The 26,333-nt window shown below is 64.7% G+C and carries 20 protein-coding genes; 8 read left to right on the forward strand and 12 right to left on the reverse strand.

Features of this window, described 5'->3' with window-relative positions:
• Positions 1-39: 39 nt before the first annotated feature.
• The 5 genes from WFP36_RS06140 (at position 40) to WFP36_RS06160 (ending at position 9,862) form a co-directional block, all read left to right on the forward strand.
• Positions 40-1,593, forward strand: a complete 1,554-nt coding sequence (locus tag WFP36_RS06140; protein WP_336978844.1) for a hypothetical protein — start codon at positions 40-42, stop codon at positions 1,591-1,593.
• A gap of 259 nt (positions 1,594-1,852) precedes the next feature.
• A complete protein-coding gene (gltB, locus tag WFP36_RS06145) occupies positions 1,853-6,493 on the forward strand; it encodes a glutamate synthase large subunit (protein WP_336978846.1) in 4,641 nt (1,546 codons plus the stop codon).
• A 12-nt stretch (positions 6,494-6,505) separates the two neighbouring features.
• On the forward strand, positions 6,506-7,942 hold the full coding sequence (locus tag WFP36_RS06150) for a glutamate synthase subunit beta (RefSeq protein ID WP_336978848.1): 1,437 nt from the start codon (positions 6,506-6,508) through the stop codon (positions 7,940-7,942).
• A 25-nt stretch (positions 7,943-7,967) separates the two neighbouring features.
• Complete coding sequence (locus WFP36_RS06155; protein ID WP_336978849.1) at positions 7,968-8,894, forward strand: 1-phosphofructokinase family hexose kinase; 927 nt, start codon at positions 7,968-7,970, stop codon at positions 8,892-8,894.
• A 26-nt stretch (positions 8,895-8,920) separates the two neighbouring features.
• Positions 8,921-9,862, forward strand: a complete 942-nt coding sequence (locus WFP36_RS06160; protein WP_336978851.1) for a TauD/TfdA dioxygenase family protein — start codon at positions 8,921-8,923, stop codon at positions 9,860-9,862.
• Between the two features lie 18 nt (positions 9,863-9,880).
• On the opposite strand, the gene WFP36_RS06165 is transcribed toward WFP36_RS06160, so the two are convergent.
• The 4 genes from WFP36_RS06165 to ung form a co-directional block, all read right to left on the reverse strand.
• Positions 9,881-11,176, reverse strand: a complete 1,296-nt coding sequence (locus WFP36_RS06165; protein ID WP_336978853.1) for an HD-GYP domain-containing protein — start codon at positions 11,174-11,176, stop codon at positions 9,881-9,883.
• A 146-nt stretch (positions 11,177-11,322) separates the two neighbouring features.
• Complete coding sequence (locus tag WFP36_RS06170; protein WP_336978854.1) at positions 11,323-12,261, reverse strand: TauD/TfdA dioxygenase family protein; 939 nt, start codon at positions 12,259-12,261, stop codon at positions 11,323-11,325.
• A 166-nt stretch (positions 12,262-12,427) separates the two neighbouring features.
• Positions 12,428-13,384 carry a TauD/TfdA dioxygenase family protein gene (locus tag WFP36_RS06175; RefSeq protein ID WP_336978855.1) on the reverse strand — a complete coding sequence of 319 codons (957 nt, stop codon included), beginning with the start codon at positions 13,382-13,384 and terminating at the stop codon, positions 12,428-12,430.
• Between the two features lie 106 nt (positions 13,385-13,490).
• The gene (ung, locus tag WFP36_RS06180; RefSeq protein ID WP_336978857.1) at positions 13,491-14,171 is read right to left on the reverse strand and encodes a uracil-DNA glycosylase; all 681 of its coding nucleotides are present in this window, start codon (positions 14,169-14,171) and stop codon (positions 13,491-13,493) included.
• A gap of 138 nt (positions 14,172-14,309) precedes the next feature.
• Here ung and WFP36_RS06185 point away from each other — a divergent pair, with 138 nt between their 5' ends.
• Genes WFP36_RS06185 through WFP36_RS06195 form a run of 3 tightly spaced genes read left to right on the forward strand, consistent with a single transcriptional unit; the run spans position 14,310 to position 16,172 of the window.
• On the forward strand, positions 14,310-14,927 hold the full coding sequence (locus WFP36_RS06185) for a ribonuclease D (RefSeq protein WP_336978859.1): 618 nt from the start codon (positions 14,310-14,312) through the stop codon (positions 14,925-14,927).
• A gap of 37 nt (positions 14,928-14,964) precedes the next feature.
• Positions 14,965-15,609, forward strand: coding sequence for an LPS export ABC transporter periplasmic protein LptC (locus WFP36_RS06190; RefSeq protein ID WP_336978861.1), 645 nt, complete (start codon positions 14,965-14,967; stop codon positions 15,607-15,609).
• On the forward strand, positions 15,609-16,172 hold the full coding sequence (locus WFP36_RS06195; RefSeq protein ID WP_336978863.1) for an LptA/OstA family protein: 564 nt from the start codon (positions 15,609-15,611) through the stop codon (positions 16,170-16,172). Before WFP36_RS06190 ends, WFP36_RS06195 begins: the two co-directional genes overlap by 1 nt.
• Positions 16,173-16,213: 41 nt before the next feature.
• On the opposite strand, the gene WFP36_RS06200 is transcribed toward WFP36_RS06195, so the two are convergent.
• The 8 genes from WFP36_RS06200 to WFP36_RS06235 all read right to left on the reverse strand — a co-directional run bounded on the left by WFP36_RS06200 (position 16,214) and on the right by WFP36_RS06235 (position 26,080).
• Complete coding sequence (locus tag WFP36_RS06200; protein WP_336978865.1) at positions 16,214-17,305, reverse strand: tetratricopeptide repeat protein; 1,092 nt, start codon at positions 17,303-17,305, stop codon at positions 16,214-16,216.
• 86 nt (positions 17,306-17,391) lie between these two features.
• On the reverse strand, positions 17,392-19,605 hold the full coding sequence (locus WFP36_RS06205) for a GumC family protein (RefSeq protein ID WP_336978867.1): 2,214 nt from the start codon (positions 19,603-19,605) through the stop codon (positions 17,392-17,394).
• A 43-nt stretch (positions 19,606-19,648) separates the two neighbouring features.
• The gene (locus WFP36_RS06210; RefSeq protein ID WP_336978869.1) at positions 19,649-20,344 is read right to left on the reverse strand and encodes a polysaccharide biosynthesis/export family protein; all 696 of its coding nucleotides are present in this window, start codon (positions 20,342-20,344) and stop codon (positions 19,649-19,651) included.
• Positions 20,345-20,630: 286 nt separating this feature from the next.
• A complete protein-coding gene (locus WFP36_RS06215) occupies positions 20,631-21,035 on the reverse strand; it encodes a hypothetical protein (RefSeq protein ID WP_336978871.1) in 405 nt (134 codons plus the stop codon).
• A 202-nt stretch (positions 21,036-21,237) separates the two neighbouring features.
• On the reverse strand, positions 21,238-22,281 hold the full coding sequence (holA, locus tag WFP36_RS06220) for a DNA polymerase III subunit delta (protein WP_336978872.1): 1,044 nt from the start codon (positions 22,279-22,281) through the stop codon (positions 21,238-21,240).
• Positions 22,278-22,775 (reverse strand): LPS assembly lipoprotein LptE, encoded by a 498-nt coding sequence (lptE, locus tag WFP36_RS06225; protein ID WP_336978874.1) that lies wholly within the window; start codon positions 22,773-22,775, stop codon positions 22,278-22,280. The genes holA and lptE overlap by 4 nt, the downstream gene beginning before the upstream one ends.
• A complete protein-coding gene (gene leuS / locus WFP36_RS06230) occupies positions 22,772-25,291 on the reverse strand; it encodes a leucine--tRNA ligase (protein ID WP_336978876.1) in 2,520 nt (839 codons plus the stop codon). The genes lptE and leuS overlap by 4 nt, the downstream gene beginning before the upstream one ends.
• 354 nt (positions 25,292-25,645) lie before the next feature.
• Positions 25,646-26,080: a DUF3576 domain-containing protein gene (locus WFP36_RS06235; protein ID WP_336978878.1), complete on the reverse strand. Its 435-nt coding sequence runs from the start codon at positions 26,078-26,080 to the stop codon at positions 25,646-25,648.
• Between the last annotated feature and the right edge of the window lie 253 nt (positions 26,081-26,333).

Below are 26,333 nucleotides of genomic sequence, written 5' to 3' on the forward strand. Positions count from 1 at the left end.
TGCGGCATCAGGTCCGTGCAGTCAGGGAATCGGTACAAAGTGGCAGCGAATCAGCCCAAGCCTTCCATCAGCGCCCATCGCCTGTTTCCGGCGGTGGTAGCGCTATGGTTCGCGACGCTTTTCGGCCTGGGCCTGCTGGTGCTGCCCGCCAGCGCGCTCGAACGGATCGTGGGGGCGAGCGGGATCAGCGCGGTGCTTCCCTCCGCCGCGCCGCCGCTGGGCTTCACTGCACGCCTTATCCTTTCGCTGACCGCCACCATCTTGGGCGGTCTGGCAGGCTATCTCGCCGCGCGCCTGCTCGCGCCGCGACGCCCGCGCGAAGAGCGGGAGCCCCGCGTGAAAGTGCCGCCGATGCAGCGCAAGCGGATGGCGCAGGAGACCGGCCGCCGCCCGCTTTCCGCGATGGAGGACCTCGGCCCGCCGATCATCGCCCCCATGCCCTCTCCCGAGGATGTCGCGCCCGAAGAATTCCTGCCCCAGGAAATCGTGGAAGTGGAGGTAGCGGAAGCACCCGCTCCGGCAGAATACCGGCCGATACCGCCCTTCGACTACGATGTGCGCGCGGTGCCGACCGAACCAGATGCGAATGATTCGCCGCCGGAATACGAAGTCGAGCCCGAGGCGGAACCCGCGCCCTTCGAGGAGCCGGCACTCGAATCGGTGCTCTCTCCCGAACCGGAGCCTGCAATCGAAGCGGAAGCGGAAGCAGAACCCGAGCCGGAACCCGAACCGGAACACCTGCTGCATCAGGCCGTGCCGAAGCGCGCCGTCCTGCCTTCCGATCCCGATGCCGATCTGGAGCGGATGGGAACCGTGCAGCTTGCCGAACGCCTGGCGCTGGCCATGCAGCGCCATCCCGGCCGCCCGCAAAGCACGCCGCCTGCCTTCCTTGGCGAGCTGGCCCGTCAGCTGGCGGAGCCCGCGCCCGCGGCCATCCCCGCCGCTCCGGCTGCAGCCGCCCGGCCTGCTGGCGCCATTCCGACCGCCAAACAGGCTTTCGCACAACCCGAATCGCATGCCGCAGTCGAACCTTTGGCCGCGGCCGAGCGAATCCTGGGCCGCGCATCGGTGGCAAAGGCGCAGGAGCCGGATGTCGATCCCGCCATCCCGCCAATGCCCGCCCCCGCGCTGGAGGCATTTGGCGAGGAGGAATATGAATATGAGGAAGCCTCCTTCTCCTCCACCGCTCTCCCGCTTGCAGGACTGAGCCCTGCCGAAGGGCCGATCGAAGACGAAGCGATCGAGGAAGAGGAAGACTGGGATTCGGGCGAACAGCCGGAGCGATACAGTTCCCTGCTCGCCATGCGCCAGCCGCTGCGCGAAGCTGTGCCGGCGGACGACGAGTTCTTCGACGAGGAGGACGAGTACGAGGAGGACGACTTCGTCCCCGGGGCATTCGCCGAACCGCAACTGCCTGAAATGCCTGCCCCGATGGTGCGTGCGCCGTCAGGAGAGGTGCGTCCCTTCGATGCCCCCGCTGAAGACGCCGCTCCGCGTGTCCATCCCAATCGGGCGGAGACCGAGCGGGTGCTGCGTTCCGCCCTCGAATCGATCCAGCGCCTGAACGCCAGCCGCATGAGCGGCGCGGCCTGATTTTCCGAACCTGCCGAAGCGCGCTTAACCATTGATTCCATGCGGCTTGGCCGGTTCCGGCGCGCGCTGCACTTCGGCCACGCAAGGTAAAATTCGTCCCCTTGCCCCCCTGCCCTAGTTGCAAAAACAGTTTCCTGTCGCCATGGCGAAAACTCGCGACATTTTTGCTGCCCGGCGCGGCAGGGTGAGTCGTGCTTCATTGCCGGAAGCGCTGCGCTGAAGCGGCGTCCGTACGGCGCTAGACAGGAATGGGAATTTGATGGGTTATCCGCCGCCTCAAGGTTTCTACGATCCAGTGAACGAACATGACGCATGCGGTGTGGGCTTTATTGCTCACATTAAAGGCGCGAAATCGCACACTATCGTGAAACAGGCGCTCGAGATTCTGGAGAATCTCGACCATCGCGGCGCAGTGGGTGCAGACCCGCTGCTGGGCGACGGTGCGGGCCTGCTGATTCAGATTCCCGATCCGCTCTTCCGCAAGTGGGCTGCCGCCGAAGGCAAGACCCTGCCCGCCGCCGGCGATTACGCCGTGGCCATGTGCTTCCTTCCGCAGAGCGAGAAGGCGCGCGACTTCGTGGTCGAGCAGTTCGAGAAGTTCATCGCCAAGGAAGGCCAGGAACTGGTCGGCTGGCGCGACGTGCCCACCGATACGGCGGGCCTTGGCGTGGCCGTGCTCGAATCCATGCCGATGATCCGCCAGTGCGTGATCGCGCGCGGTGCCAACACGGCCGATCAGGACGCGTTCGAGCGCAAGCTGATCACCATCCGCAAGCAGTTGCAGAACCCGCTGGCCGAACTGGCCGAAAAGCACGAGATGCCCGAGATCGCTCAGCTCTATATGCCGAGCTTCTCGAGCCGCACCATCGTCTACAAGGGCCTGCTGCTGGCGAACCAGGTGGGCAGCTTCTACAAGGATCTGCAGGATGCCGATTGCGTTTCCGCGCTCGGCCTCGTCCACCAGCGTTTCTCCACCAACACCTTCCCCAGCTGGAAGCTGGCGCAGCCCTTCCGCCTGATCGCGCACAACGGCGAGATCAACACGGTTCGCGGCAATGTGAACTGGATGAACGCGCGCCGCCGCACCATGGAATCGGACCTGCTCGGCCCCGATCTCGACAAGCTGTGGCCGATCATCCCGCATGGCCAGTCCGACACGGCCTGCCTCGACAATGCGCTCGAGCTGCTGCTGGCGGGCGGCTATTCGCTGGCCCATGCCATGATGATGCTGGTGCCGGAAGCCTGGGCCAAGAACCCGGAAATGGACCCGGCCCGCCGCGCCTTCTACGAATATCACGCCGCGCTGATGGAACCCTGGGACGGCCCGGCCGCCGTGGCCTTTACCGACGGTCGCCAGATCGCGGGCACGCTGGACCGCAACGGCCTGCGCCCCGCACGCTGGTGCGTGACCAAGGACGATCTGGTCTGCATGGCTTCCGAAAGCGGCGTGCTGCCGTTCAAGGAAGAGGACATCGTGCGCAAGTGGCGTCTCCAGCCCGGCCGCATGCTGCTGATCGACCTCGAACAGGGCCGCATCATCGACGACGAGGAAGTGAAGGCCGAACTCGCCCACGCCCAGCCCTATGACAAGTGGCTGGCCCAGGCGCAGTACAAGCTGGAAGACCTCGACACCGTGGACCCCGAACTCGGCGGCCAGGTGGAAGAACAGGGCTCCCTGCTGCAGCGCCAGCAGGCCTTCGGCTACACGCAGGAAGACGTGGCCAAGTTCCTCGAACCGATGGCCGTCGATGGCGACGATCCGATCGGCTCGATGGGCACGGACACGCCGATTGCCGTGCTCTCCAGCCGCTCGCGCCTGCTCTACGATTACTTCAAGCAGAACTTCGCGCAGGTGACCAACCCGCCGATCGACCCGATCCGCGAAGAGCTGGTGATGAGCCTGCTCTCCATGATCGGGCCGCGCCCCAATCTGTTGGGCCGCGAAGCGGGCACGCACAAGCGCCTGGAAGTGTCGCAGCCGATCCTCACCAATGAGGACGTGGCCAAGATCCGCTCGGTCGAGCAGGCGCTGGACGGCGCCTTCCGCACCGCCACGATCGACATGACCTGGGATGCGACTGCCGGTGCCGACGGCATCGCGCAGGCGATCAAGGAAATGTGCTGGGCCGCCACCGAAGCGGTGCTGGCCGACAAGAACATCCTGATCCTGTCCGACCGCGCGCAGAGCGAGGATCGCATTCCGATCCCGGCCCTGCTGGCGACGGCTGCCGTGCATCATCACCTCGTCCGCCAGGGCCTGCGCATGCAGACCGGCCTGGTGGTGGAAACCGGCGAAGCGCGCGAAGTGCATCACTTCTGCGTACTGGCCGGCTATGGCGCGGAAGGGATCAATCCCTATCTCGCCTTCGAAACGCTGGAACAGATCCGCCGCGAGAAGCACCCCGGCCTGACCCCGGCCGAAGTGAAGAAGAACTACATCAAGGCCGTGGGCAAGGGCATCCTGAAGGTCATGTCCAAGATGGGCATCTCGACCTACCAGTCCTATTGCGGCGCGCAGATCTTCGACGCGGTGGGCCTCAACCAGTCCTTCATCGACGCCTATTTCACCGGCACCGCGACGACCATCGAAGGTATCGGCGTGCAGGAAGTGGCCGAAGAAGCAGTGCGCCGCCACGCCACTGCCTATGGCGACAACCCGATCTACAAGCACATGCTGGACGTGGGCGGGATGTATCAGGCCCGTGTGCGCGGCGAAGAACACGCCTGGACGGCGTCGAACATCGCCAATCTGCAGCATGCGGTGCGCGGCAACAGCCCGAAGAACTATCAGGAATTCGCCAAGTCGATCAACGAGCAGTCCGAACGGCTGCTGACGATCCGCGGCCTGATGGAACTGAAGAAGGCCGACAAGCCGATCGACATCTCCGAAGTCGAACCGGCCAAGGACATCGTGAAGCGTTTCGTCACCGGCGCGATGAGCTATGGCTCGATCAGTTGGGAAGCGCATACCACGCTGGCGCTGGCCATGAACCGGATCGGCGGCAAGTCGAACACCGGCGAAGGCGGCGAAGATCCCAAGCGCTTCCTGCCGCTGGACAATGGCGACACGATGCGCAGCGCGATCAAGCAGGTCGCCTCGGGCCGCTTCGGCGTGACGACGGAATATCTCGTCAATTCGGACGATATCCAGATCAAGATGGCGCAGGGCGCAAAGCCCGGCGAAGGCGGCCAGCTGCCCGGTCACAAGGTGGACAAGACCATCGGCAAGACCCGGCATTCCACGCCGGGCGTGGGCCTGATCTCGCCGCCGCCGCACCACGACATCTACTCGATCGAGGATCTCGCCCAGCTGATCCACGACCTGAAGAACGTGCAGCCTGCTGCGCGCATTTCGGTCAAGCTCGTCTCCGAAGTGGGCGTGGGCACCGTGGCCGCGGGCGTTTCCAAGGCGCGTGCGGACCATGTCACGATCTCCGGCTATGAAGGCGGGACCGGCGCTTCGCCGCTGACCAGCCTCACTCATGCCGGTTCGCCGTGGGAAATCGGCCTGGCCGAGACGCAGCAGACCCTGCTGCTGAACGACCTGCGCAGCCGTATCGTGGTTCAGGTCGATGGCGGTCTGCGCACCGGCCGCGACGTGGCCATCGGCGCCCTGCTGGGCGCGGAAGAGTTCGGCTTCGCCACTGCTCCGCTGATCGCGGCGGGCTGCATCATGATGCGCAAGTGCCACCTCAACACCTGCCCGGTTGGCGTTGCCACCCAGGACCCGGTGCTGCGGGCGCGCTTCGTCGGCCAGCCCGAACATGTGATCAACTACTTCTTCTTCGTGGCCGAGGAACTGCGCCAGATCATGGCCGAGATGGGCTTCCGCACCGTCGAGGAAATGGTCGGCCGGGTCGACCGCCTCGATATGAAGAAGGCGATCAGCCACTGGAAGGCGCAGGGCGTCGACCTGTCGAAGCTGCTTTACCGGGTGCCGCTGGCCGAAGGTAAGTCGCTCCACCACTCGATGAATCAGGATCACGGGCTCGAAAAGGCGCTCGACAACGATCTGATCGCGGCCTGCAAGCCGGCCATCGAGAAGGGCGAACCGGTGGTGATCGATCGCAAGGTCGTGAACGTGAACCGCACTGTCGGCGCGATGCTTTCCGGCCGGATTGCCGAAAAGTATGGCCACGCGGGCCTCAAGCCCGATACGGTGCGGATCAATTTCACCGGCGTGGCAGGCCAGAGCTTCGCGGCATGGCTGGCCCATGGCGTGACTTTGGACCTTGTCGGCGATGCTAACGACTATGTCGGCAAGGGCCTGTCGGGCGGCCGCGTGATCGTGCGCCAGCCTGCCGCCGTGAACCGCGAGCCGACCGAGAACATCATCGTCGGCAACACGGTGCTCTATGGCGCCATCGCGGGCGAAGCCTATTTCAACGGCGTGGCCGGGGAACGCTTCGCGGTGCGCAATTCGGGCGCCATCGCGGTGGTCGAAGGCACGGGCGATCATGGCTGCGAATATATGACCGGCGGCGTGGTGCTGGTGCTGGGCAAGACCGGGCGCAACTTCGCGGCGGGCATGTCCGGCGGTATCGCCTATGTCTATGACGAGGACGGCAGCTTCGCCCAGCGTTGCAACCAGGCCCAGGTGGATCTGGAAAGCATCGCCCCGGGCGCGGAGGAAGACGATTACGCCGGCCGGCCGCAGCAGCGCCCCGTCAGCATCGAGGATTTCGGCATGGGCGACATGCTGCACCACGATGCGGAGCGCCTGAAGATCCTGGTGGAACGGCACAAGCTGCACACCGGATCGGCACGCGCTGCCGCTCTGCTCGCCGATTGGGACAATGCGCTCTCGAAGTTCGTGAAGGTGATGCCGCGCGATTATCGCCGCGCGCTTCAGCAGATCGAAGCCGAGCGCGAAGAAGCCGCCTCTGTGGCTGCCGAATAAGGGTTACGGAATATGGGCAAGGAAACCGGCTTTCTCGAAGTCGACCGCCAGGATCGCACTTATGACGATCCCAAGGAGCGGGTGAAGCACTATAAGGAATTCGTGATTCCGCATGCGGAGCCGGCCCTGCAGGAGCAGGCCAGCCGCTGCATGAATTGCGGCATTCCCTATTGTCACAATGGCTGTCCGGTGAACAACATCATCCCGGACTGGAACCATCTGGTCTATGAAGGGAACTGGGAAGGCGCGCTGGAGACTTTGCACTCCACCAACAACTTCCCCGAATTCACCGGCCGCGTCTGCCCCGCCCCGTGCGAGGCAAGCTGCACGCTGAACCTCATCGACCAGCCAGTGACGATCAAGTCGATCGAATGCGCCATCGTCGATCGCGGATGGAAGGAAGGCTGGATCCAGCCGCAGGTCCCCGAACAGCGCACCGGCAAGACCGTGGCGGTGGTCGGCTCGGGCCCGGCGGGCATGGCCTGCGCCCAGCAGCTCGCGCGTGCTGGCCATTCGGTGACCCTGTTCGAAAAGAACGACCGGATGGGCGGGTTGCTGCGTTACGGCATCCCCGACTTCAAGATGGAAAAGCACCTCATCAACCGGCGTCTGGTGCAGATGCAGGCCGAAGGGGTGACCTTCAAGACCTCCACCGAAGTGGGCGTCGACATCTCGTTCAAGAGCCTGAAGGAAAACTTCGACGCCATCGTGCTGTCGGGCGGCGCGGAAGATGCGCGCATGCTCAACATCCCCGGCTTCGAAATGTCCGGCGTGCGCCTGGCGATGGAATTCCTGACCCAGCAGAACAAGCGCGTCGCGGGCGATGAGGAAATCCGCGCCGCGCCGCGCGGCAGCCTGCTCGCCACCGGCAAGCATGTCGTCGTGATCGGCGGCGGCGATACCGGCAGCGACTGCGTCGGCACCTCCAACCGCCAGGGCGCGGCTTCGGTCACCCAGATCGAGATCATGCCCGAACCGCCGGTGAAGGAAAACAAGCTGCTGACCTGGCCCGACTGGCCGATGAAGCTGCGCACCTCCACCAGCCATGAGGAAGGCGTGGACCGTGACTGGGCCGTGCTGACCAAGGAAGTGGTGGGCGAAAACGGCGTGGTCACTGGCCTGAAGTGCGTCCGTGCGGACTGGTCGGAAGGCAAGCTGACGGAAGTGCCGGGCAGCGAGTTCGTCATCAAGGCCGACCTCATCCTGCTCGCCATGGGCTTCCTCGGCCCCAAGAAGGCCGGTCTGCTCGATCAGGCGGGCGTGAAGCTGACCGATCGCGGCAATGTCGAGGCCGATACGGAAAGCTATCGCACCAGCGAGGACATGGTCTTCTCCTGCGGCGACATGCGCCGTGGGCAGAGCCTGGTCGTCTGGGCGATCCGCGAAGGCCGCCAGTGCGCCCGCGCGGTGGACGAAGCCCTGATGGGCGTCACCGAGCTGCCGCGCTGATCCGGCGGCGATAGGGGGCCGACCCATGCCCACCATCGCCACCATTACCATGAACCCGACGCTCGACGTCTCCTATGACGTCGAGCGCCTGGAACCCACGCGCAAGCTGCGCAGCCATGACGAGCATTACGATCCGGGCGGCGGCGGAATAAACGTCGCCCGCGTCTTCGTGCGGCTGGGCGGCAATGCCGTGTGCCATTACCTTTCAGGCGGAGCGACCGGCGTGGCGCTGGACGGCTTGCTGGACCTGCACCAGCTCGTCCGCCGCCCCATAAGCATCGCGGGCGCCACGCGCGTTGCCTGCACGGTGCACGAGATGGCAAGCGGCAAGGAATTCCGCTTCGTGCCCGAAGGCCCCGAAGTGGCCGAGGAAGAATGGCGCGCCTGCCTCGATCAGCTGGCCACGGTGCCCTGCGACTATCTGGTCGCCAGCGGATCGCTGCCGCGCGGCGTGCCAGCGGATTTCTTCGCCATGGCCGCCGAAATCGCACGGGACCGGGGCTTCAAATTCGTGCTCGACAGTTCGGGCGAGGCTCTCAAGGCGGGGCTCAAGGGCGGCTCGGTCCATCTGGTGAAACCCAATGAAGACGAGCTGGAACAGCTCGCCGGACGCCCTCTCGACAATCCGGACGAATATCGGGCTGCGGCCATGGCCCTTGTCGAACAGGGCCTTGCCGAGATCGTTGCGGTGACCCTGGGCGAGAAGGGCGGCCTGCTGGCCACGCGCGAGGGCGCACAGATCCTGCCCGCCATCAAGGTCGAGGCGAAGAGCGCGGTGGGCGCGGGCGACAGTTTTCTCGCCGCGATGGTCTATGCCCTCGCCAATGGGCGCGACCCGGTGCAGGCCTTCCGCTATGGCATGGCGGCCGGCGGCGCGGCAGTGCTCACCCCGGGCACCGATCTGTGCCGGGTGGCGGATATAGAGCGGCTCTATGCCGCCGAGACCCGGTAGAAACCGGGCATGAGAGAGGACAGGCCATGGAAGTCAAACCCCTTCACCCCGTGTTCGCGGCCGAGTTGACCGGCGCCGATCTTACCCGCGCCCCCGATGCCGCGCTGGTCGATCTGGTGGAGCAGGCCATGGCGCAATATGGCGTGCTGGCGATCCGTGACGCGGAAATCACTGACGAACAGCAGAAGGCCTTCAGCCGCGCCTTCGGCCCGCTCGAAATCCCCAGCCGCGCCAGAGATGCGGCGCCGCGCCCGCAGGGCCGCCGCGCGATCACTCCCGGTATCTTCTATGCCGGCAATCTCGATCACAATGGCGAGATCGTTCCCTATGGCGACGATGCCGCGAAGCTCGCCAAGGGCGCGGAACGCTTCCACACCGACAGTTCGTTCCACCTGATGCCCACCAAATGGTCGCTGCTGCACGGGGTCGAGACCCCGCCGCCCAGTGCCGGGGGCGATACATGGTTCACCGATGCCCGCGCCGCCTATGACGATCTGCCGCAGGCGATGAAGGACCGGATCGAAGGCCTGATCGGCGTGCACGATTTCTGGGAAGGCCGCCGCCGCGCCGGGCTGCAGGGCGAAATTACGCCGCAGGAAAAGCGCATCATCCCCTTCCCCCCGGTGGAACATCCGCTGGTCCGCAGCGTGAATGGTTCGGGGCCCAATGGCCGCAAATGCCTGTACGTCGGCGGGCACTGCATCGGCATCAAGGGCTGGGGCGAGGCGGAAGGCCGCGAGTTGGTGGAAGAGCTTTACGCCCATGCCACGCAGGAAAAATACATCTACCGCCACCAGTGGCAGCGCTGGGATCTGGTGATCTGGGACAATCGCTGCACCATGCACGCGGCCACCCCGCTGCTGAGCGATGAATATCGCCGCGACATGCGCCGCACCACGATCAACGAAAGCGGCCCGGAAACCTCGGCACTGGAATGGATGATCGGACAGGGGCTGATCGCGGCCTGAAGGCGGGCGGTCAGGCGCTTACACCAGCGCCTTCAACGCCTCGAACACTTCGCCGTCGATCGCCTGCCCCACTTCCGCCTGCATCACTTCCAGCGCTTCCTCGCGGCTCATGGCCGGGCGCTGGGGGCGGGGCGAGGTGAGCGCATCGTAGATGTCGCAGACAGTGATGATGCGCGTCTCGCGGGCGATGGCGGAATCTTCCAGGCCCAGCGGATAGCCGGTGCCGTCGAGCCGCTCGTGATGGGCGGCGGCCAATGCGGCCATATCCGAAAAGGCGCCGATGCGGCCGAGGATCGCCTTGGTCTGAACCGCATGGCCGCGCATGGTGCGCCATTCCGCCTCGCTCAGCCCGCCCTGCTTGTCGAGAATGGCGTTCGGCACGCCCAGCTTGCCGATATCGTGCAGCGCCGCGGCCCGGCGCAGGGGACGGCGGCGGGCAGTGATGACGCCCAGCCTTTGCGCCAGCCGGTCGGCCAGTTCGGCCACGCGCACGGAATGGCCGGCGGTATAGGGGCTCTTGGCGTCGATCACCTGGCCGAACACGGCCGCGATCCGGTCCAGCCCGTCCTCGTCCAGGTCTTCCTCCACCGCATCGGGCACCAGCGCCGCCAGCTTGCCCGCGAGCCAGGGGGAGCCGAGATCGGCCCAGATTTCCGCGCGCGCCGCAAGGCCGTGGAAGGCATCGACCAGACGCGGATCGAACCAGCTTCCCGCACGGGCCGCCACTTCGTCCATCGCTGCCTCAGGCCCGCCATGGATGTAGAACACGTCCGCGATCTGGGCGATCAGGGCAATGCGCGCATTGAGCGGAATATCCTCGCCATGCAGATGGCTGGGGCGACCGGAACCGTCCCAATGTTCGTCCAGATGATAGATGCCGCTGCAGATCGAGGGCGAGAAACCCAGCTGCGCCGCAAGGCTGGCGCCGCGCCCGGCGCGGGCATGGGCCATGTCCTGCGCGAAAGAATCCCCATGGCGCAGCACGCTGGCGATCACCCCGATGCGGCGGGAAAGAGGCGCGCCTTCCGCGCTCTTGCGCAGCAGGAAACCCAGATGGGCGGAAAGGCCGGCGGGCAGCGTCTTGGCGGCCTGCTTGAAGCGCAGATCGTCCGCCCGGTAATGTTCCCAGATCCGCGCGGCATTGCTGGAGCAGCCCAGATCCTTGAGCAGCAGAGTGAAGAACAATTCCTCCATCGCCTGCCGGCCGAGGCCGAGTTCGGCGCCCAGCAGGCAGCCAAGGTAACAGGCGCGAGTGCTGTGCCCTTCGGGCTGGCCCTCGGCCAGATCCAGCGCATGGCCGAAGGCGCGGATCACCTCCGCAAGCGAAACGCCTGCATGGCTTCGGCTTCGCTGAAGGATATCCTCGTGCCGCATGGGGCGACAAGCTAAGCTACCGAGCCTTATCGCCTCACGGACGAGAGTGGTTAAGGTCGGGTTGCCACCGGGCCGCCCGGCAAAGCCTATTTCTTCAGCGGCGCCAGCCCCGCGATCCGGGCATCGGCCATGCTGGCCTGGCTGAACATCGCCTGGACCGAGCCTTCGCCGGAGCCGGGCGCCTGCGGATCGCGAATGGTGGTGCGGCGCATATCCCGGCGGTGGAGGGATTCGTCGAAATCGCCCGCGCGGTGATAGCTGCACAGATTGTCCCAGATCACCATGTCGCCGGGGCGATATTCGACCGGGAAGATATAATCCGGCTTCGTGGTCCAGGCATTGAGTTCGTCGATCAGGGCGCGGCCCTCGTCTCGGTCCATGCCGACAATGTCGCGCGCATGGGCCCCAAGGAACAAGGCCTTGCGGCCCGATCCGGCATGGACATGCACCACCGGATGAGTGGAATGGGGGAAGCGGTCCACATCCTCTTCCGTATAGGGATAGCCGGCCTTGCGCCGCGACCAGAAGTAGCAATGGCGCGCTTCCAGCCCTTCCAGCCGGTCTTTCATCGCCTGCGGCAGATCGTCATAGGCACTGCGCGTGTCGGCAAACCAGGTCGGCCCGCCATGGGGCGCCTCGTGGCACAAAAGCAGCGACTGGGCGGCGCGTTCCTGCACGAAGGAACTGTCCGCATGCCACAGGCGATTGCCCCGATTGGTCAGGCGGCGATGCTCGTCGTCGATGATGTTCCCGTCCGCATCGAGGTTGGAGGCATCGAACAGTTCCGGAAAGGCAAAGCGCGGCTTGCCACGAGTCGCAGGGGCGAGAATCACTTCGCCGAAGATGCGCGAGAAGGCGACATGGCTGGCATCGTCCAGCCCGGTGTCGCGCCAGACGGTGATGCCCCATCGGTTCTGGATGTCGATGATTTCGCGCCGGGTTTCCTCGTCCAGCGGACGGGAAATATCCACGCCCGACACTTCCGCGCCAAAGCGTTCCAGGATCGGTTTGACCGTGATCGACATGCGGCGAATCCTTAGCCTGCTAATTATATGGTCAGGCCATTAAGCAATTCGCGTTGGGCAGGCAAGGCCCTGCCGGAAAAGAATCTGGAGGGGAGTTGCGGGAAAGGGGTGGTGCAGCCCGGCCGATGCTCTGGAAAGCCGGGCTGCACCGGGGGAGAGATCGCTATCAGCTTGCCGCCAGAATCCGTTCCTTCGTCTTCTCGGCAGGAGAGAAGGGCGTATCGCCCGCGGCAGTGAACATCTTGGTGAAGTGGTCGATCGCGGCGGCAGGGGCCTGCGGATCGCGCACCGTGGTGCGGCGCATGTCGCGGCGATATTGGGTATCGTCATATTCGCCGCCGCGATGCAGCGTGCACAGATTGTCCCAGATGGTCATGTCGCCGGGCTTGTAATGGACGGCGAAGACATATTGCGGCTGCGTGCACCATTCGACCAGTTCGTCGATCAGCTTGCGGCCTTCCTCGCGATCCATGCCGAGAATGTCGCGAGTATGCGCCCCGACGAACAGCGCCTTGCGGCCGGAACCGGCATGGACATGGACGACCGGATGCCTGGCCTGCGGCTTCGCGTCGATTTCCTCTTCCGTGTAAGGATAGCCCGCCCGGCGGCGGGACCAGAAATAGGAATGCGTGGCTTCGAGCCCTTCCAGCCGGTCCTTCATCGCCTGCGGCAGATCGTCATAGGCACTGCGCGTGTCTGCAAACCAGGTCGGCCCGCCATGGGGCGGCGCTTCATGGCACAAGAGCAGCGCCTGGGCGGAGCGGACTTCCATGAAGGAGGAATCCGAATGCCACAGCCGGTTGCCCTTGGCGCCCAGCCTTATGCTCTCGTTGCTGACGATATTGCCCTCGATATCGAGATTGGAGGCGTCGAACAATTCGGGCTCGCTCATCCGGCAGGGCTTGCCGGAATGGCGCGGGGCCAGTTCGACATGGCCGAAGATGCGCGAGAAGGCGACGTGAGTCGCGTCGGTCAGGCCGGTGTCGCGCCACACGGTGACGCCCCATTTGTTCTGGATGTCGACGATTTCGCGTTGGGTCGCCCGGTCGAGCGGCCTGGTGATGTCCACGCCCGAAACTTCTGCCCCGAAACGCTCGGAGATCGGCTCTACCTTGATAGCCATAACCTATCCTTCTCCCCTTCTGATGGGGATTAAGATAGCGAGCTAATTATCGTCGGAAATTGATCGCGGACAAATTACACAGGTCACACGCACAAATTTGGCAAAGTTACCACTCGATCCCCCCCCGCCCATGCGCCATCAGGAAAGCATTGGCCTGGCTGAACGGCTTCGATCCGAAAAAGCCGGAATGGGCCGACAAGGGACTGGGATGGGGTGCGGCAAGAATCAGGTGCCGCGTATTGTTCGCCAGCTCAGGCACCCGCATCGCCTTCTTCTTCGCATGGCTGCCCCACAGGATGAACACGCTGGGCTCCTCGCGCCGGGCTACCGCAGCCACGGCGGCGTCGGTAATCGCCTCCCACCCACGGCCCTGATGCGACCCTGCCTGCCCCGCCTCGACGGTGAGCGCGTTGTTGAGCAGCAGCACGCCCTGCCGCGCCCAGCTTTCCAGATTGCCGTGCGGCGGCGCCGTCACGCCCAGATCGCTCGCCAGTTCCTTGTAGATATTCACCAGCGACGGCGGCACGCGAACCCCTTCGGGCACCGAAAAGGCCAGCCCATGCGCCTGACCCGGCCCGTGATAGGGATCCTGCCCCAGGATCACCACCTTCACCTGGTCGAGCGGTGTCAGTTCCAGCGCGCGCAGCCGGGCACCGCGTGGCGGATAGACCTGCTTGCCCGCTGCCTCCTCGGCCTTCAGCCAGCCGCCCAGCCTGCGCGCCTCGGGCGTCTGCAACACGCTGCCAAGATCGGGTTGCCATGTGGGAGGGAGTGCGTTTTCAGCCATCTGCCCCTGCTATCCTTTCACGCGGCGGCCTGCCAGCGCCCCTTTTGCGCTATCCCCAATGCCCCTTGCGGGCGACATGCAGTATTTTCCGCGCGCTCAGGTGTTTCCACCCGTGGCGAAAATGCTCTAGGGGAGGCCATGGCTGTCTATTATCATGAAGAAGACCTGCCCGAAGGCGTGCTCGCGCCCGGCCCGGTCGCCGTCGATACCGAAACCATGGGGCTCATCACTCCGCGCGACCGGCTTTGCGTCGTCCAGATCAGCGACGGCAAGGGTGACGAACACCTCGTCCGCTTCGCCAAGGGCAGCGCCTATGACGCACCGAACCTCAAGGCGGTGCTGGCCGACCCTTCGCGAGTGAAGCTGTATCACTTCGCCCGCTTCGATCTGGCGGCGATCGAATATTATCTCGGCGTCACGGCCGCGCCGGTGTTCTGCACCAAGATCGCCAGCAAGCTGGTCCGCACCTATACCGACCGGCACGGCCTCAAATATCTCGTTTCCGAACTGCTGAGCACGGATATCTCCAAGCAGCAGCAGAGTTCGGACTGGGGCGCGCCCTCGCTCACGGATGCCCAGCGCGAATATGCCGCGTCCGACGTGCGCTTTCTCCACCGCCTGCGCGATATCCTGGCCGAGCGGCTGGAGCGCGAGGGCCGGACCGAAATCGCCCAGGCCTGTTTCGATTTCCTGCCCGCCCGTGCGCGGCTCGACATTGCGGGCTGGGCGGACAAGGATATTTTCAGCCACGAATAGGCTGCACGAAAGTTTCCGCCCATGACCGGCCACGATCATGACTGAACAAGCCGACCTTCTGCGCAAGGACCGGCGCCGCTTTGCCTGGCCCGGCGGTTCGCATGACCGGCTGGTGGCAGTGCTGGCGCGCCTGTTGCCCGCACTGATCGGCGTGGTGGTGGCGTTGATGATCTTCACTCCGCTCGCCCCGCGCGGCGAGGTGAGCTTCATTCTCGACCGCAACAAGGTGGCCATCGCGGAAGATAGGCTGCGCGTGCAGAACGCCATGTATCGCGGCGAGGATGAGAAGGGCCGCCCCTTCTCGCTTACCGCCGGCGAGGCCGTGCAGCAGAGCGCCCGTGTGCCGGTGGTGCGCATGCGCGACCTTGAGGCGCGCATCCTGCTGTCGGAGGGCCCCGCCCTGCTCAGCGCCGGCGCGGGCGAATATGACTTCGAGGCGCAGAAGGTGGCGATCAACGGCCTGGTGCAGTTCTCCGCCGCCGACGGTTATCGCGCCTCCGCGCGCGATGTAGCGATCGACCTTGAGAAAAAGACGCTGGTGGGCGAAGGCAGGGTTGAAGGCGCCATTCCCGCCGGAACCTTCAGCGCCGACCGGATCGTGGCCAATCTCGATGAGCGCACGATCAAGCTGGATGGCCATGCCCGGCTCCATATGGAGCCCGGCAAGCTCAGGATGCCATGATGGACCGCAAGTTTTCCCTGCCCGCCCTGCTTCGCAGCGTCTCTTTCCGATCAGCGCTTGCCGGCTTTGCCGTGACGGCCGCAGCCGTGGCGGGATTGCAGCAGCCTGCTGCCCAGGCGCTCGGCTCGCATAACACCGATGCCCCGGTGAACTTCAGCGCCGACCGGATCGAACTGCAGGACAAGCAGAACCGCGTGGTCCTCTCCGGCAACGTGATCATCACCCAGAGCGATCTCAAGCTGACTGCCGGGCGGACTACGGTTGCCTATACCGACAGTGGATCGCTGGAAATCCAGCGCCTCGATGCGACTGGCGGCGTACAGGTAACGCGCGGCAGTGAATCGGCGCGCGGTGCGGCCGCCGTCTATGATTTCAACCGCCGCGTCATCGTGATGTCCGGCGGCGTCCAACTGCGCCGCGGTAGCGATTCGCTTTCCGGCGGCAGGCTGGTGATCGATCTGCGGACCGGCCTTTCGAGCGTGGACGGCAAGGCCGGCGGTACTGCCGGTACGCCGTCGTCGTCCGGCCGTGTCACCGGAAGCTTCTCCGTTCCCAAGAACTGAGCGGACACTGCCAGCTTCCGGCCCCGGCCGAAAGGGTAAGGTCAGTTCGCCCGTTCTATCTTGATATCGTCCAGGGTCGCCTCGCCCTCTCCGGGGCGCAGCCATATGCCCAGCACCGCGCGCTCGCAGGTTCCGACCTGCAGCAGCTGGCCTGCCCCGGCAAGGTCACCCTCGACCCGGGACGGGCGACGGGCCTGGCCATCGCAATCGAGCGAAGCCACCAGACTGCCCGGAGCAGCCATGGCATTGGCCTTCACCCGCCATGTCCCCGCCGGAAGGTCGATTGCCTGGGACAGCATCAGCCGGGTGACAGAGGCGGAATTGCGCGCCGTCACCGCATGATCGCCCTTTGACTGCTTGATCACCTCGACAGCCATGTCCCCGCTGGCGAACTTTCTCCAGCCGAAAGGCCCACTGCTCTGCTTGCCTGCAAGCCGTTCAAAACCGCCATCAGCCAGCATACCCTCGCCGGTGCCCGCCTTGGCGTTCGGACAACTCGCATTGCGAAGCTGCTCCGCCTCGCGTCGCATACCGCTGCGGATCAGCATGGCGGAGAAATCCCCGAGCATGTCGCAATCCAGCGGATTGCCTTGCGCGGAAGCTGCCAGCGCCACCTGCGCGCGATGTTGCAGCATGAACGGATCGGGATCGCTCCGAGGCCGAAAATAGACTCCATTCCAGCCCGGCTTCTCCGAAAGTCTCGCGGCCAGAGCAGCCCGGCCTTCCGGGCCAGCTTCGAGCGGAGTGAGCAATTCGTCGGCCCCCGGCAGCAAGGGGTCGCCGCGTAGCAGCGCGTCGGCGCGCAAAGCCGCGCGCTCCACGTCTCCGGCAGTCATTGCCGCATCGAACCAGTAAAGCTGGGTAAGCCGATCGCGCCATCCCCGCTGCGCGGCAACGCGAAACGCTGTCTCCGCCCCGGCCATGTCGCCTGTCATGGCTCGGGCGGTGCCGAGAAGGGAATTGCCAAGCGCCTCGCCAGGATCGCGTCGCACCGCATCTTCTGCAAAGGTCAGCGCTCGCGGAAGATCACCCCTTACCAGAGCCATGGCCCCGGCGCTGCGATCCGCCTGTGCGCGCATCGGCCCCGGCACCAACCGTTCCAGCGTCGGAGAATCCGCGCTGGCGCGATCCAAGCCGCTCCCCCACGCCGCGATCAGACAGGCGAGAGGCAGGGTCGAAAGAAGCAGGCGCACGGCTGGTCCGGAGGCGCCCATCCGGCTCAGCTCTTTGCCTCGTCGCCCGCTTCGTAGCGGTAATAGGAATAGCCGTAATATTCGGAATAGCGGTTACCGGACTTGTTCGGATCGAACTTGGTCAGCACCGCACCGAGCAACACCGCATTCACTGCGCGCAGGCGCTTGAGCGCGGTCTTCAGCGCGCCGCGACGGCCGCGCTCGGCCTCGATCACGAACACCACGCCATCCGCCAGTGCCGACAATGCTGGAGCATCCGCCAGGCCGAGAACCGGCGGGCTGTCGCAAATCACGACGTCGAACTTGCCGAGGAATTCCTCAAGCAGGGCAGCCATGCGCGGAGAAGTGAGCAATTCGGTCGGGCTCGGCGGAATCGGACCGGAGGGCAGCGCGTAGAAATTGGGGATGGTGGTTGCCACCAATGCGCTGTCTGCGGGGTCCTGCGAGACGAGCAGGCTGGACAGCCCCTTGCGGTTGTCGTGCCCGATGCGGCCATGGACCGAGGGGCGGCGCATGTCCGCATCGATCAACAGCACCGTACGGCCCATCCGGGCAAAGCCTGTGGCGATGGCGAAAGCGGTCGTGCTCTTGCCCTCGGTTGGCTGCGCGCTGGTCACCAGCATCAGGCGAGGCAGGCCCTGGCGAGTCGAGTAGAGCAATGCCCCCCGCAGCGAGCCATAGGCTTCCGCCACGGCCGATTTCGGATCGACCAGCGCCTCTGCAGGGGAGATGTCGCCCGAATCGGGGATGATGCCCAGCAAAGGCAGCTGCACCTTCTCTTCCACATCTTCCGGGATGCGGATCGCATCGTCCAGCTGATCGCGCATAAACACCACGACACCCGCGACAACCACGCCCAGCAGAAGGGCAATGGCGAGATTCTTGGGCAGGCTGGGTGAAGAAGGCTCCAGCGGCGGATCGGCGCGGTCGATGATCGCCAGATTGCTGTTGGCGATACCGGCGGCAGCATTCAGTTCACGAAAACGCTGCAGCAGGCCGTCATACAACGAACGATTGGTATCCGCCTCGCGCGCCAGCGTGTTGTAACGCACGGCACGATCCTGCTCGGCCAGCGTCGCACCCTGCAACTGCTCTACTTGCGCACTCAGCCGCTGCTCCGCTGCCAGCGCCGCTGTATATTGGGCGCGGATCGAATCGCGCACATTGGCGGCCACCTGGTTGAGCTGCTGATTGACCGTCGCCAGTTGCGCCTTGCCTTGCAGCACCGATGGGTGATCGTCGAGATAGCGTTCGCGGTTCTTCTTCAGTTCCGCATCCAGTTCGGCGCGGCGGGTCATCAGATCCTGCACCGTCGGATTGGAAAGAACGGCCGTGGAGGTGAAAAGCGGGGTCGATTGCTCGGCCCGCCAGCGTCCTTCGGCGGCAATCCGCTCAGCCTTGGCGGCATTGGCCGCCTGGTTGATCTGCATGAGGCTGGAGGTGGTCACGCTGTTCGAACCGCCATCGCCGCTCTCACCGTCGCCGGCCACTTCGCGCATGCGGATCAGGCCGGCGGTGCGGGCATAGGCATTCACCTCGCGCTCGGACGTTTCCAGCCGCGTACGCGCTTCTTCCAGCTGCTCGCCAATGAAGCTGCGGGCATAGGCAGAACTGTCGAACCGACGCTGGAGATTGGCCTGAATGAATTCATCGGCAAAAGTGTTGGCAATCTGGGCCGACAGAGCCGCGTCAGTGCTTGAGAAGCTGATCGTCACGATGCGGCTGTTGCGCGGCAGAACCGCTTCCATGTTGGACTGCAGCAGACTGATCACATTCTCGCGTCGTTCGGCCTCCGAGGCGGTCTGCTCCGGCAGGGGCAGCCCCATTGCGGCATAGAAACGTTCATTGCCGATCAGATCCAGCCGCCGGGCGACCCGTTGGGCCAGTGCACGGCTGCGCAGGATTTCGAGCTGCGTGTTCAGGAACCGCTCGACATCCGAGGATTTGTTCAGCTCGGTCTGGGCATCCAGTTCTTCGCCCAGAACCTGTTCGCTCTGGTCGTTGATCTGCACGCTTGCCGAGGCGGTGTAACGCGGCGTGTCCAGCATGGTGAAGGCAATCGCCGCGATGACCGCCAAGCCGATAATGGCCGCGATCAACCAACGATTGCGGCGCACCAGCGCCAGAACATAGCGTACAACTTCACCGATGGCGCCAGGGCCATAGACCCCCATTGGCAGGCCATAGGGTTGCTGCCCGTCATAGGCGGGCTCGTGAGTCACCGGCGCGGGCACGTTCACTTGTCGCTCCTTGCGTCCATTGGACCGCTGAACCCCACGGCCATCAGAACCGCGTGAAGATGTTGAACAGAGGCGCAGCCTCCAGGATATCGCGCCACACGCCGCGCACTGCAGAGAAGCCGACCACAACGACGTCGCCCGGCAGGATCTGCGGATCGGGCGCGGTGCCCGAACGAACGTCGGTGAGGTCGAAGCGCGCGCCCATCCGCTGGCCATTGACCATGCGGAAGATCAGCACCTCGTCCATCTTCGCCGTGCGCGCGGGACTGCGTGCCAGCGCCATGGCCGTCAGCAAGGTGGCGCCGGGCTGGATCTGGTACACGCCTGGCTGAACTACGTCGCCTTCCACCGAAACGGTCGAGGAAAGAGCCTGCTTCACCGACACGGCCACCCGCGGATTGCGAAGGTAGCCATTGCCATAGGCACGCTCGATCTGTTGCGAGAGTTCGGCCTGGTTGAGCCCCGCCGCGCGGATTTCCCCGATCAGCGGCAGATAAAGATTACCCGATCCGTCGATCGCTATTTCGCCGACGGTCAGATCCGGTTCCTGGAAGACGTTGATTGCCAGGACGTCGCCCGAATGGAGCAGATAAGCCCCGCTCTGTTCCGCTGTGGCGGCGTTCAGTACGTCATAGGCCGCCGATCCGGTCGGCAAATCGGGGTGCAGCTGCGGCTGGCAGGCCGCCAGCAGGGCAAAGGGGGCAAGCCACACAAGGCTGAAAGGTTGGGCTCTTCGCACTGTTTTCCCTTCAGTCACGACCGGAAAAAGCTCCGCTCCCCGGCCTCGAAAAGTCTTCCGCCTCTTCAACTGGCGCCACGCTTCCGGCAGCCTCGTCTGAAAAGTCGGATTGCTTCGAACAAGCACGCGGCGAGATTGCCGCAAAAACGGTTAAGAAATCGCCGCTGAAAGGCGCCCTTTAGCAGGACAATATCGCAGAAAGCCCATGAGCTTGTGGGGAAAATGCCGTGATGGGCAGCGGGTTGCCCCTGCATCACCTGCACCTGCGGCATGCCCGGCCGAAGGCTCAGCCGGGGCTGTCGCTGCCCTTCCCGCCAGCAAGAGCCAGAAGCGCGCCGCCCAGGCCCGCAAGGCCAAGCACGATTTCGAACGGGAAGCCGCCACCGGAGCTCAACTTGTAGCCACCCGGCGCGGGCTTGCAGCGGAACGGTGCGCCCTTGGGGCTGAGAACCACACGACCAGCCTTGTCGACATTGACGTGCTTCTTCTTCAGCTTGAGCGCCTCGTCGGTCACTTCGATGCAGCGCCATTCGTTTTCGACGCCCGCCGAATAGGGAACCGAACCCACGCTCGCAGCAAGCATGGGCAGCGCCTGAGCGGAGCGGGTGGCTGCGGCAGCATAAACCGGATTGGCCGAGATCATCGCACCCAGCGCGCAAACCGCCAGACCGATGTTGATTTTCCTGATCATTTCCATTCCCTCATTGGGCACGAAGGCCCTGACCCACTCTATGGAACGATGCGATTGTTATCCCATTAAGAGATACCCGACCACCCGTTTTCTCGCACACGCAGCATTTCAATGGTTAGCGGAGACCAGCTGCGAGATGGCAGGAAACATTAGATTATATACGTAAAATCAGTAACTTAAAAAGTTATCGAACACTTGATCGTCAGCGCTTCGGCGCGGCGGCCCGTGCAATTTCCGCGAGACCCTGCGAGAGCAGCAGTTCGGCCGACTGGTTGTTCGTCAGCAAGGCGCGGTGCAACTCCACCAGCCGCGCGACCAGCCGATCCAGCTTGCGTCCACGCCAGCGCCGCAACTGCACGGAAAGGTCGCGCTCATCGCGCCAGAATATCCGCCGGGCACGCTTTTCAGCCTCCAGCAGGACATTGATGTCGCCGCGCGGGCCAAGTTTAGCGGCAAGCGCGGCGAGCTGCGCCGCGCGGCGTTCGAGCGCGAGCAACAAGCCCACCGGGTTCATCGAGGTTTCGCGCATGCGGTGCAATTCGCCAGCCAGCTTGCCCGTCTCTCCGGACAGCACCGCGTTCACCAGCGGCATGAACCCGTCTTCTTCGGTCTTGGCTCCAACCGCGTCGAGCGCATCTGCATTCGCATCCTTGGGCTCGATCGCGCTGGCATCGAGATAGAGGGCGAGCTTGGTCACTTCCGATTGCGCCAGCCGTACGTCCAGCCCGGAGGCACGCGCAATCCGTTCCGCAAGATCGCCCGAAAGCCGCAGCCCCGCCACACTGGCCATGGTCCGCACGGATTGGGTAACCTGAGCCAGATCGGGCGGATAGAACATCGCCACCAGCGCATCGTCGCGCTTTTCCAGCAGCTTGGCCGTGCGTGACTTGTCCGTGGCCGCCGTGGCAATGACCAGCACGGGGCAGGGCTCGCCCTCCTTGGCGTCGATCGCCTTGAGCAGCAGGTCCAGCGCATCATGCACTTCATCGCCATTGGCGCGCACCACGATATGGCGCGTATCGCCGAACAGCGAAGTCGAGCGGGCTTCGTCGCCCAGAAGGACGGGGTCCTTGCGCAGATCGCCGCCCTGTATCTCCACCCGCTCGCCCGCATCGGGCAACAGCGAGACGATGCGTTCCGCCGCCGCGGAGGCGCCTGCCTCGTCCTGCCCGCAGAAGAAGAAGACCTTGCAGGCGCCGGCTGCGCGTTGCGCGCTATTGGCGAAATCGCGCTGGGTAGCCTTCACGGCTCTTTGCGCAGGGTCAGCGCGAGACGCGTCACGATCCGGTCGGCCACATCGCGGGCGAGGTTTTCGAGCGCGGTCTGCTCTGCAGCGATGGTGGCATATTCGGAACTGACCACATCGATACCGGCATCGGAACCGTCGCTGGCATCCAGCAGCACTTCGCCGGTTGCCGTATCCACCAACTGATAGCGCGCGCGCAGGGTGCGGCGTTCACGGCCAATCGTATCGTCGGTCAGCAGGCCGAGACCTTCGAGATTATCGTCGAGCCGGACATCGAGCCGATAGCGCGCCGATCCATCGGGCTCGCCCAAGCGGTCGCGCAGGGCATTGCGCACCAGCCAGCCAGCCTGCCCCTCGATCGCGGGAATATCGACCGAGGCAAGCGAGCGGGCGACTTCCCCGCTGCCGCCCCCGGCATACATCGGCTGGAGCCCGCAGGAAGCGAGCACCGGCGCAATCAGCGCCAGAGCAAAAAGGCCGCCTGCGCGCCTCATGCCACGAGATTGACCAGCCTGTCGGGCACCACGATCACCTTGCGCACTTCCGCTCCATCGAGTGCACGCTGCACTTTCTCGGAAGCGAGGGCAAGCGCCTCAAGCTCTTCCTTCGACGTGCCCTTGGCGACGGTCAGCGTATCGCGCAGCTTGCCCTTCACCTGAACAGCCACCGTGACCTCGTCTTCAACCAGAAGAGCCGGATCGACTTCAGGCCATTCGGCATCGGCCACCAGCCCGGTTTCACCCATCGCGGCCCAGCCTTCTTCGGCTAGGTGCGGCATCATCGGCGAGGCGAGCAGCAGCACCGCCCGGATCGCCTGCGAGCGGCTGGCAGAAGGCGCGGCCTTTTCGGCAGCGCTGGTCAGTTCGTAGATCCGGGCAACGGCCTTATTGAAGCTCAGCGCCTCGATATCGTCGGCCACGGCGGCGATGGTCTGGTGCACCTTGCGATCGAGCGCCTTGTCCTCGCCAGTGGCAGCCGCATCGTACTGGCCGAACAGGCGCCACAGGCGCTGGACGAAGCGCCAGCAGCCTTCGATGCCGGCTTCCGACCAGGGCAGGTCGCGCTCTGGCGGGCTGTCGGACAGCATGAACCAGCGCACCGCATCAGCGCCATATTTCGCGACGATCTCGTCCGGGTCGACGACGTTCTTCTTCGACTTGGACATCTTGATGACGCGGCCGATCTCGACCGGCTGGCCATCATCCTTCAGCACCGCACCATCCGCGCTGCGATCCACTTCGCCGGGGCTGAAATAGACGGGGCGCCCGTCTTCCTCGCGCGAATAGGTCTCGTGCGTGACCATGCCCTGCGTGAAGAGCTGGGCAAAGGGCTCCGCCACGTCCAGCTTGCCGATGGCCTTGAGCGCGCGGGTCCAGAAGCGGGCGTAGAGCAGATGGAGGATCGCATGCTCGATCCCGCCGATATATTGCTGCACCGGCATCCAGCGCGCGATCTCTTCGGGATCGAAGGGCCGGTCGGTCGACTGGCTGGCGAAGCGCAGGAAATACCACGAACTGTCGACGAAAGTGTCGAGCGTGTCCGTCTCGCGTTCGGCCGCGCCCCCGCAAGCCGGGCAGTCGACATGCTTCCACGTCGGATGGCGGACCAGCGGATTGCCGGGAATCGACATGTCGACATCTTCCGGCAGGGTAACGGGCAGCTGGTCCTTGGGAACCGGCACCACCCCGCAACTGGGGCAGTGAATGAAGGGGATCGGTGTGCCCCAGTAACGCTGGCGCGAAACGCCCCAGTCGCGCAGGCGCCACACGGTCTGGCCCTGTCCCCAGCCTTCGCTTTCGGCACGGGCGATGACGGCGGCCTTGGCATCGCCCACGCTCATCCCGTCAAGGAAACCGGAGTTGACGCATATCCCGTCGCCAGCCTCGGCCTCACCCGCGAAGGGCTTGTCGGCATCGTCGGTGCTGGAGGCGACCACGCGGGTGATCGGCAGGCCGTATTTGGTGGCGAAATCGAAGTCGCGCTGGTCATGCCCCGGCACGGCCATGATCGCGCCGGTGCCGTAATCCATCAGCACGAAATTGGCGATGTAGAGCGGCAGATCGGCACCGGTGAAGGGATGTTTCGCCGTAATGCCGGTATCGAAGCCCAGCTTCTCGGCGGTTTCCAGCTCGGCAGCGGTCGTCCCGCCTTCACGGCACTTCTCGATGAAGGCCTGCGCCTCGGCATTATCCGCCGCGACTTTCTGCGCCACAGGATGATCCGCAGCCACGGCGACGAAACTCGCGCCGAAGATCGTGTCGGGCCGGGTGGTGTAGACTTCCAGCTTCTCCCCGTCCGACAGGGTGAAGGCGAATTGCAGGCCCTGGCTCTTGCCGATCCAGTTTTCCTGCATCAGCTTCACCTTCTCGGGCCAGTGCTCCAGCGAGCCGAGGCCGTCGAGCAGTTCCTGCGCGAAATCGGTGATCTTGAGGAACCACTGGGAAAGCTTGCGCTTCTCCACCAGCGCGCCCGAACGCCAACCGCGCCCGTCGATCACCTGCTCGTTGGCCAGCACCGTCTGGTCCACCGGGTCCCAGTTGACCGCGCTTTCCTTGCGGTAGACGAGGCCGCCCGCATAGAGATCGAGGAACAGCGCCTGTTCGTGGCCGTAATAGGAAGGACTGCAGGTCGCGACTTCCCTGCTCCAGTCGAGCGCAAAGCCCAGGCGCTGGAGCTGCGCCTTCATGTTGGCGATATTCTGATAGGTCCATTCGCCCGGATGGACGCCCTTTTCGATCGCGGCGTTTTCCGCGGGCATGCCGAACGCGTCCCACCCCATGGGGTGCAGCACCTCATGGCCGGTCATCGCCTTGTAGCGGGCAAGCACGTCGCCCATCGTATAGTTGCGGACGTGGCCGATATGGATGCGCCCCGAAGGATAGGGGAACATCTCCAGCACATAGCTGCGCGGCTTGGTGGAAGAATCGTCAGCGCGGAAGCTCTGTGCTTCGTCCCACGCGCGCTGCCAGCGCCCGTCGGCCTGCGACGGATCGAATCGTGTTTCGCTCATGATGTGCCCCTAGGCCGTAAACTCATAATTGCCACCCTCGAGGCATCCAAATGGCGAACATATCGGGCCGAAAGACGCGCCGCGACGGCTTGCTGCCATTGCAAGCGTCTTTCGGTCCGAGATGGAAGCCATTTGGATGTCCCGCAGGGATTTGACCAAAATGGCCCGGCGCCGCGTCGGAAAGGCTGGAAATATCGATATATTCCTGCGCCTTTCCTCCTTGCGCTGAGCCATTTTGCCTCAAACCTCGAGCGTGGCAATTATGAGTTTACGGCCTAGAGCCTCATCGGCCCGGATTGAAGCACCTCGCGCGGAATTGCACCGCGGCCGAGGCGCTCCGACTCTTTAGATGGATCAGCCGAGGGTCGAGCGGCGCAGGTCGCGTGCCTTGGTGAGGATGATGTCTTCCAGCTTCTGGACCGTGGCGGCTTCCACCGGCGCTTCGACCCAGACCCCGCCCTGCAGCACCTGGCGGCTGGCCGCCACGCGCAGTGCATCGGCCCGCAGGTCCTGATCCAGAATCGTGACCGACAACTTCATCCGTTCATTCGGATTGGCGGGATTGGCGTACCAGTCGGTCACCACCACGCCCCCGGCACTGTCGGCCTGGGTCAGCGGCATGAAGGCCAGCGTTTCGAGCGTGGCGCGCCAGAGGTAGGAATTGACGCCGATCGAGGTGACCTGAGCGGCCGCCACATCCAGCTGCGGCCGCTTGTCGCGCCCGCCACCGCATGCCGCAAGGGCAGCAAGCGCGCCCACGACCAGCAGGGCCCGGCCTGCGCGCTTCATCGAAGAAATCCCGTTCCCGCTGCTGACCGTCATCACGAATGTCGTTCCCGTTGCTCGTCAAAGGCAGGCGCAAGGCCCCTGCAGGGCTTCCGCCGCATCCGAGCCTCTATAGCCACCGCACCGCGTGCGGCAAGTGCGGGCGAGGCCTTGCGGACAGGCCGCAATGCGCAGCCCGGGCGTGAATGCGCGCTTAACCGTGCCACACCGGAACGGATGCCCGGAAAAAGCAAATTGTGGACGCGCTGCAACACTC

The sequence above is a fragment of the Fulverythrobacter fulvus genome, from assembly GCF_037154085.1.
Taxonomy (GTDB): Bacteria; Pseudomonadota; Alphaproteobacteria; order Sphingomonadales; family Sphingomonadaceae; genus Andeanibacterium; species Andeanibacterium fulvum.

Excerpts from the sequence above, each read along its gene's own strand:
- gltB (WP_336978846.1), top strand. The coding sequence starts at position 1,853 with ATGGGTTATCCGCCGCCTCAAGGTTTCTACGATCCAGTGAACGAACAT.
- WFP36_RS06195 (WP_336978863.1), top strand. The coding sequence starts at position 15,609 with ATGGACCGCAAGTTTTCCCTGCCCGCCCTGCTTCGCAGCGTCTCTTTC.
- WFP36_RS06175 (WP_336978855.1), bottom strand. The coding sequence starts at position 13,384 with ATGGCTATCAAGGTAGAGCCGATCTCCGAGCGTTTCGGGGCAGAAGTT.
- lptE (WP_336978874.1), bottom strand. The coding sequence starts at position 22,775 with ATGAGGCGCGCAGGCGGCCTTTTTGCTCTGGCGCTGATTGCGCCGGTG.
- WFP36_RS06170 (WP_336978854.1), bottom strand. The coding sequence starts at position 12,261 with ATGTCGATCACGGTCAAACCGATCCTGGAACGCTTTGGCGCGGAAGTG.
- WFP36_RS06150 (WP_336978848.1), top strand. The coding sequence starts at position 6,506 with ATGGGCAAGGAAACCGGCTTTCTCGAAGTCGACCGCCAGGATCGCACT.
- ung (WP_336978857.1), bottom strand. The coding sequence starts at position 14,171 with ATGGCTGAAAACGCACTCCCTCCCACATGGCAACCCGATCTTGGCAGC.
- WFP36_RS06155 (WP_336978849.1), top strand. The coding sequence starts at position 7,968 with ATGCCCACCATCGCCACCATTACCATGAACCCGACGCTCGACGTCTCC.
- WFP36_RS06190 (WP_336978861.1), top strand. The coding sequence starts at position 14,965 with ATGACTGAACAAGCCGACCTTCTGCGCAAGGACCGGCGCCGCTTTGCC.
- WFP36_RS06160 (WP_336978851.1), top strand. The coding sequence starts at position 8,921 with ATGGAAGTCAAACCCCTTCACCCCGTGTTCGCGGCCGAGTTGACCGGC.
- WFP36_RS06235 (WP_336978878.1), bottom strand. The coding sequence starts at position 26,080 with ATGAAGCGCGCAGGCCGGGCCCTGCTGGTCGTGGGCGCGCTTGCTGCC.
- leuS (WP_336978876.1), bottom strand. The coding sequence starts at position 25,291 with ATGAGCGAAACACGATTCGATCCGTCGCAGGCCGACGGGCGCTGGCAG.
- WFP36_RS06185 (WP_336978859.1), top strand. The coding sequence starts at position 14,310 with ATGGCTGTCTATTATCATGAAGAAGACCTGCCCGAAGGCGTGCTCGCG.
- WFP36_RS06215 (WP_336978871.1), bottom strand. The coding sequence starts at position 21,035 with ATGATCAGGAAAATCAACATCGGTCTGGCGGTTTGCGCGCTGGGTGCG.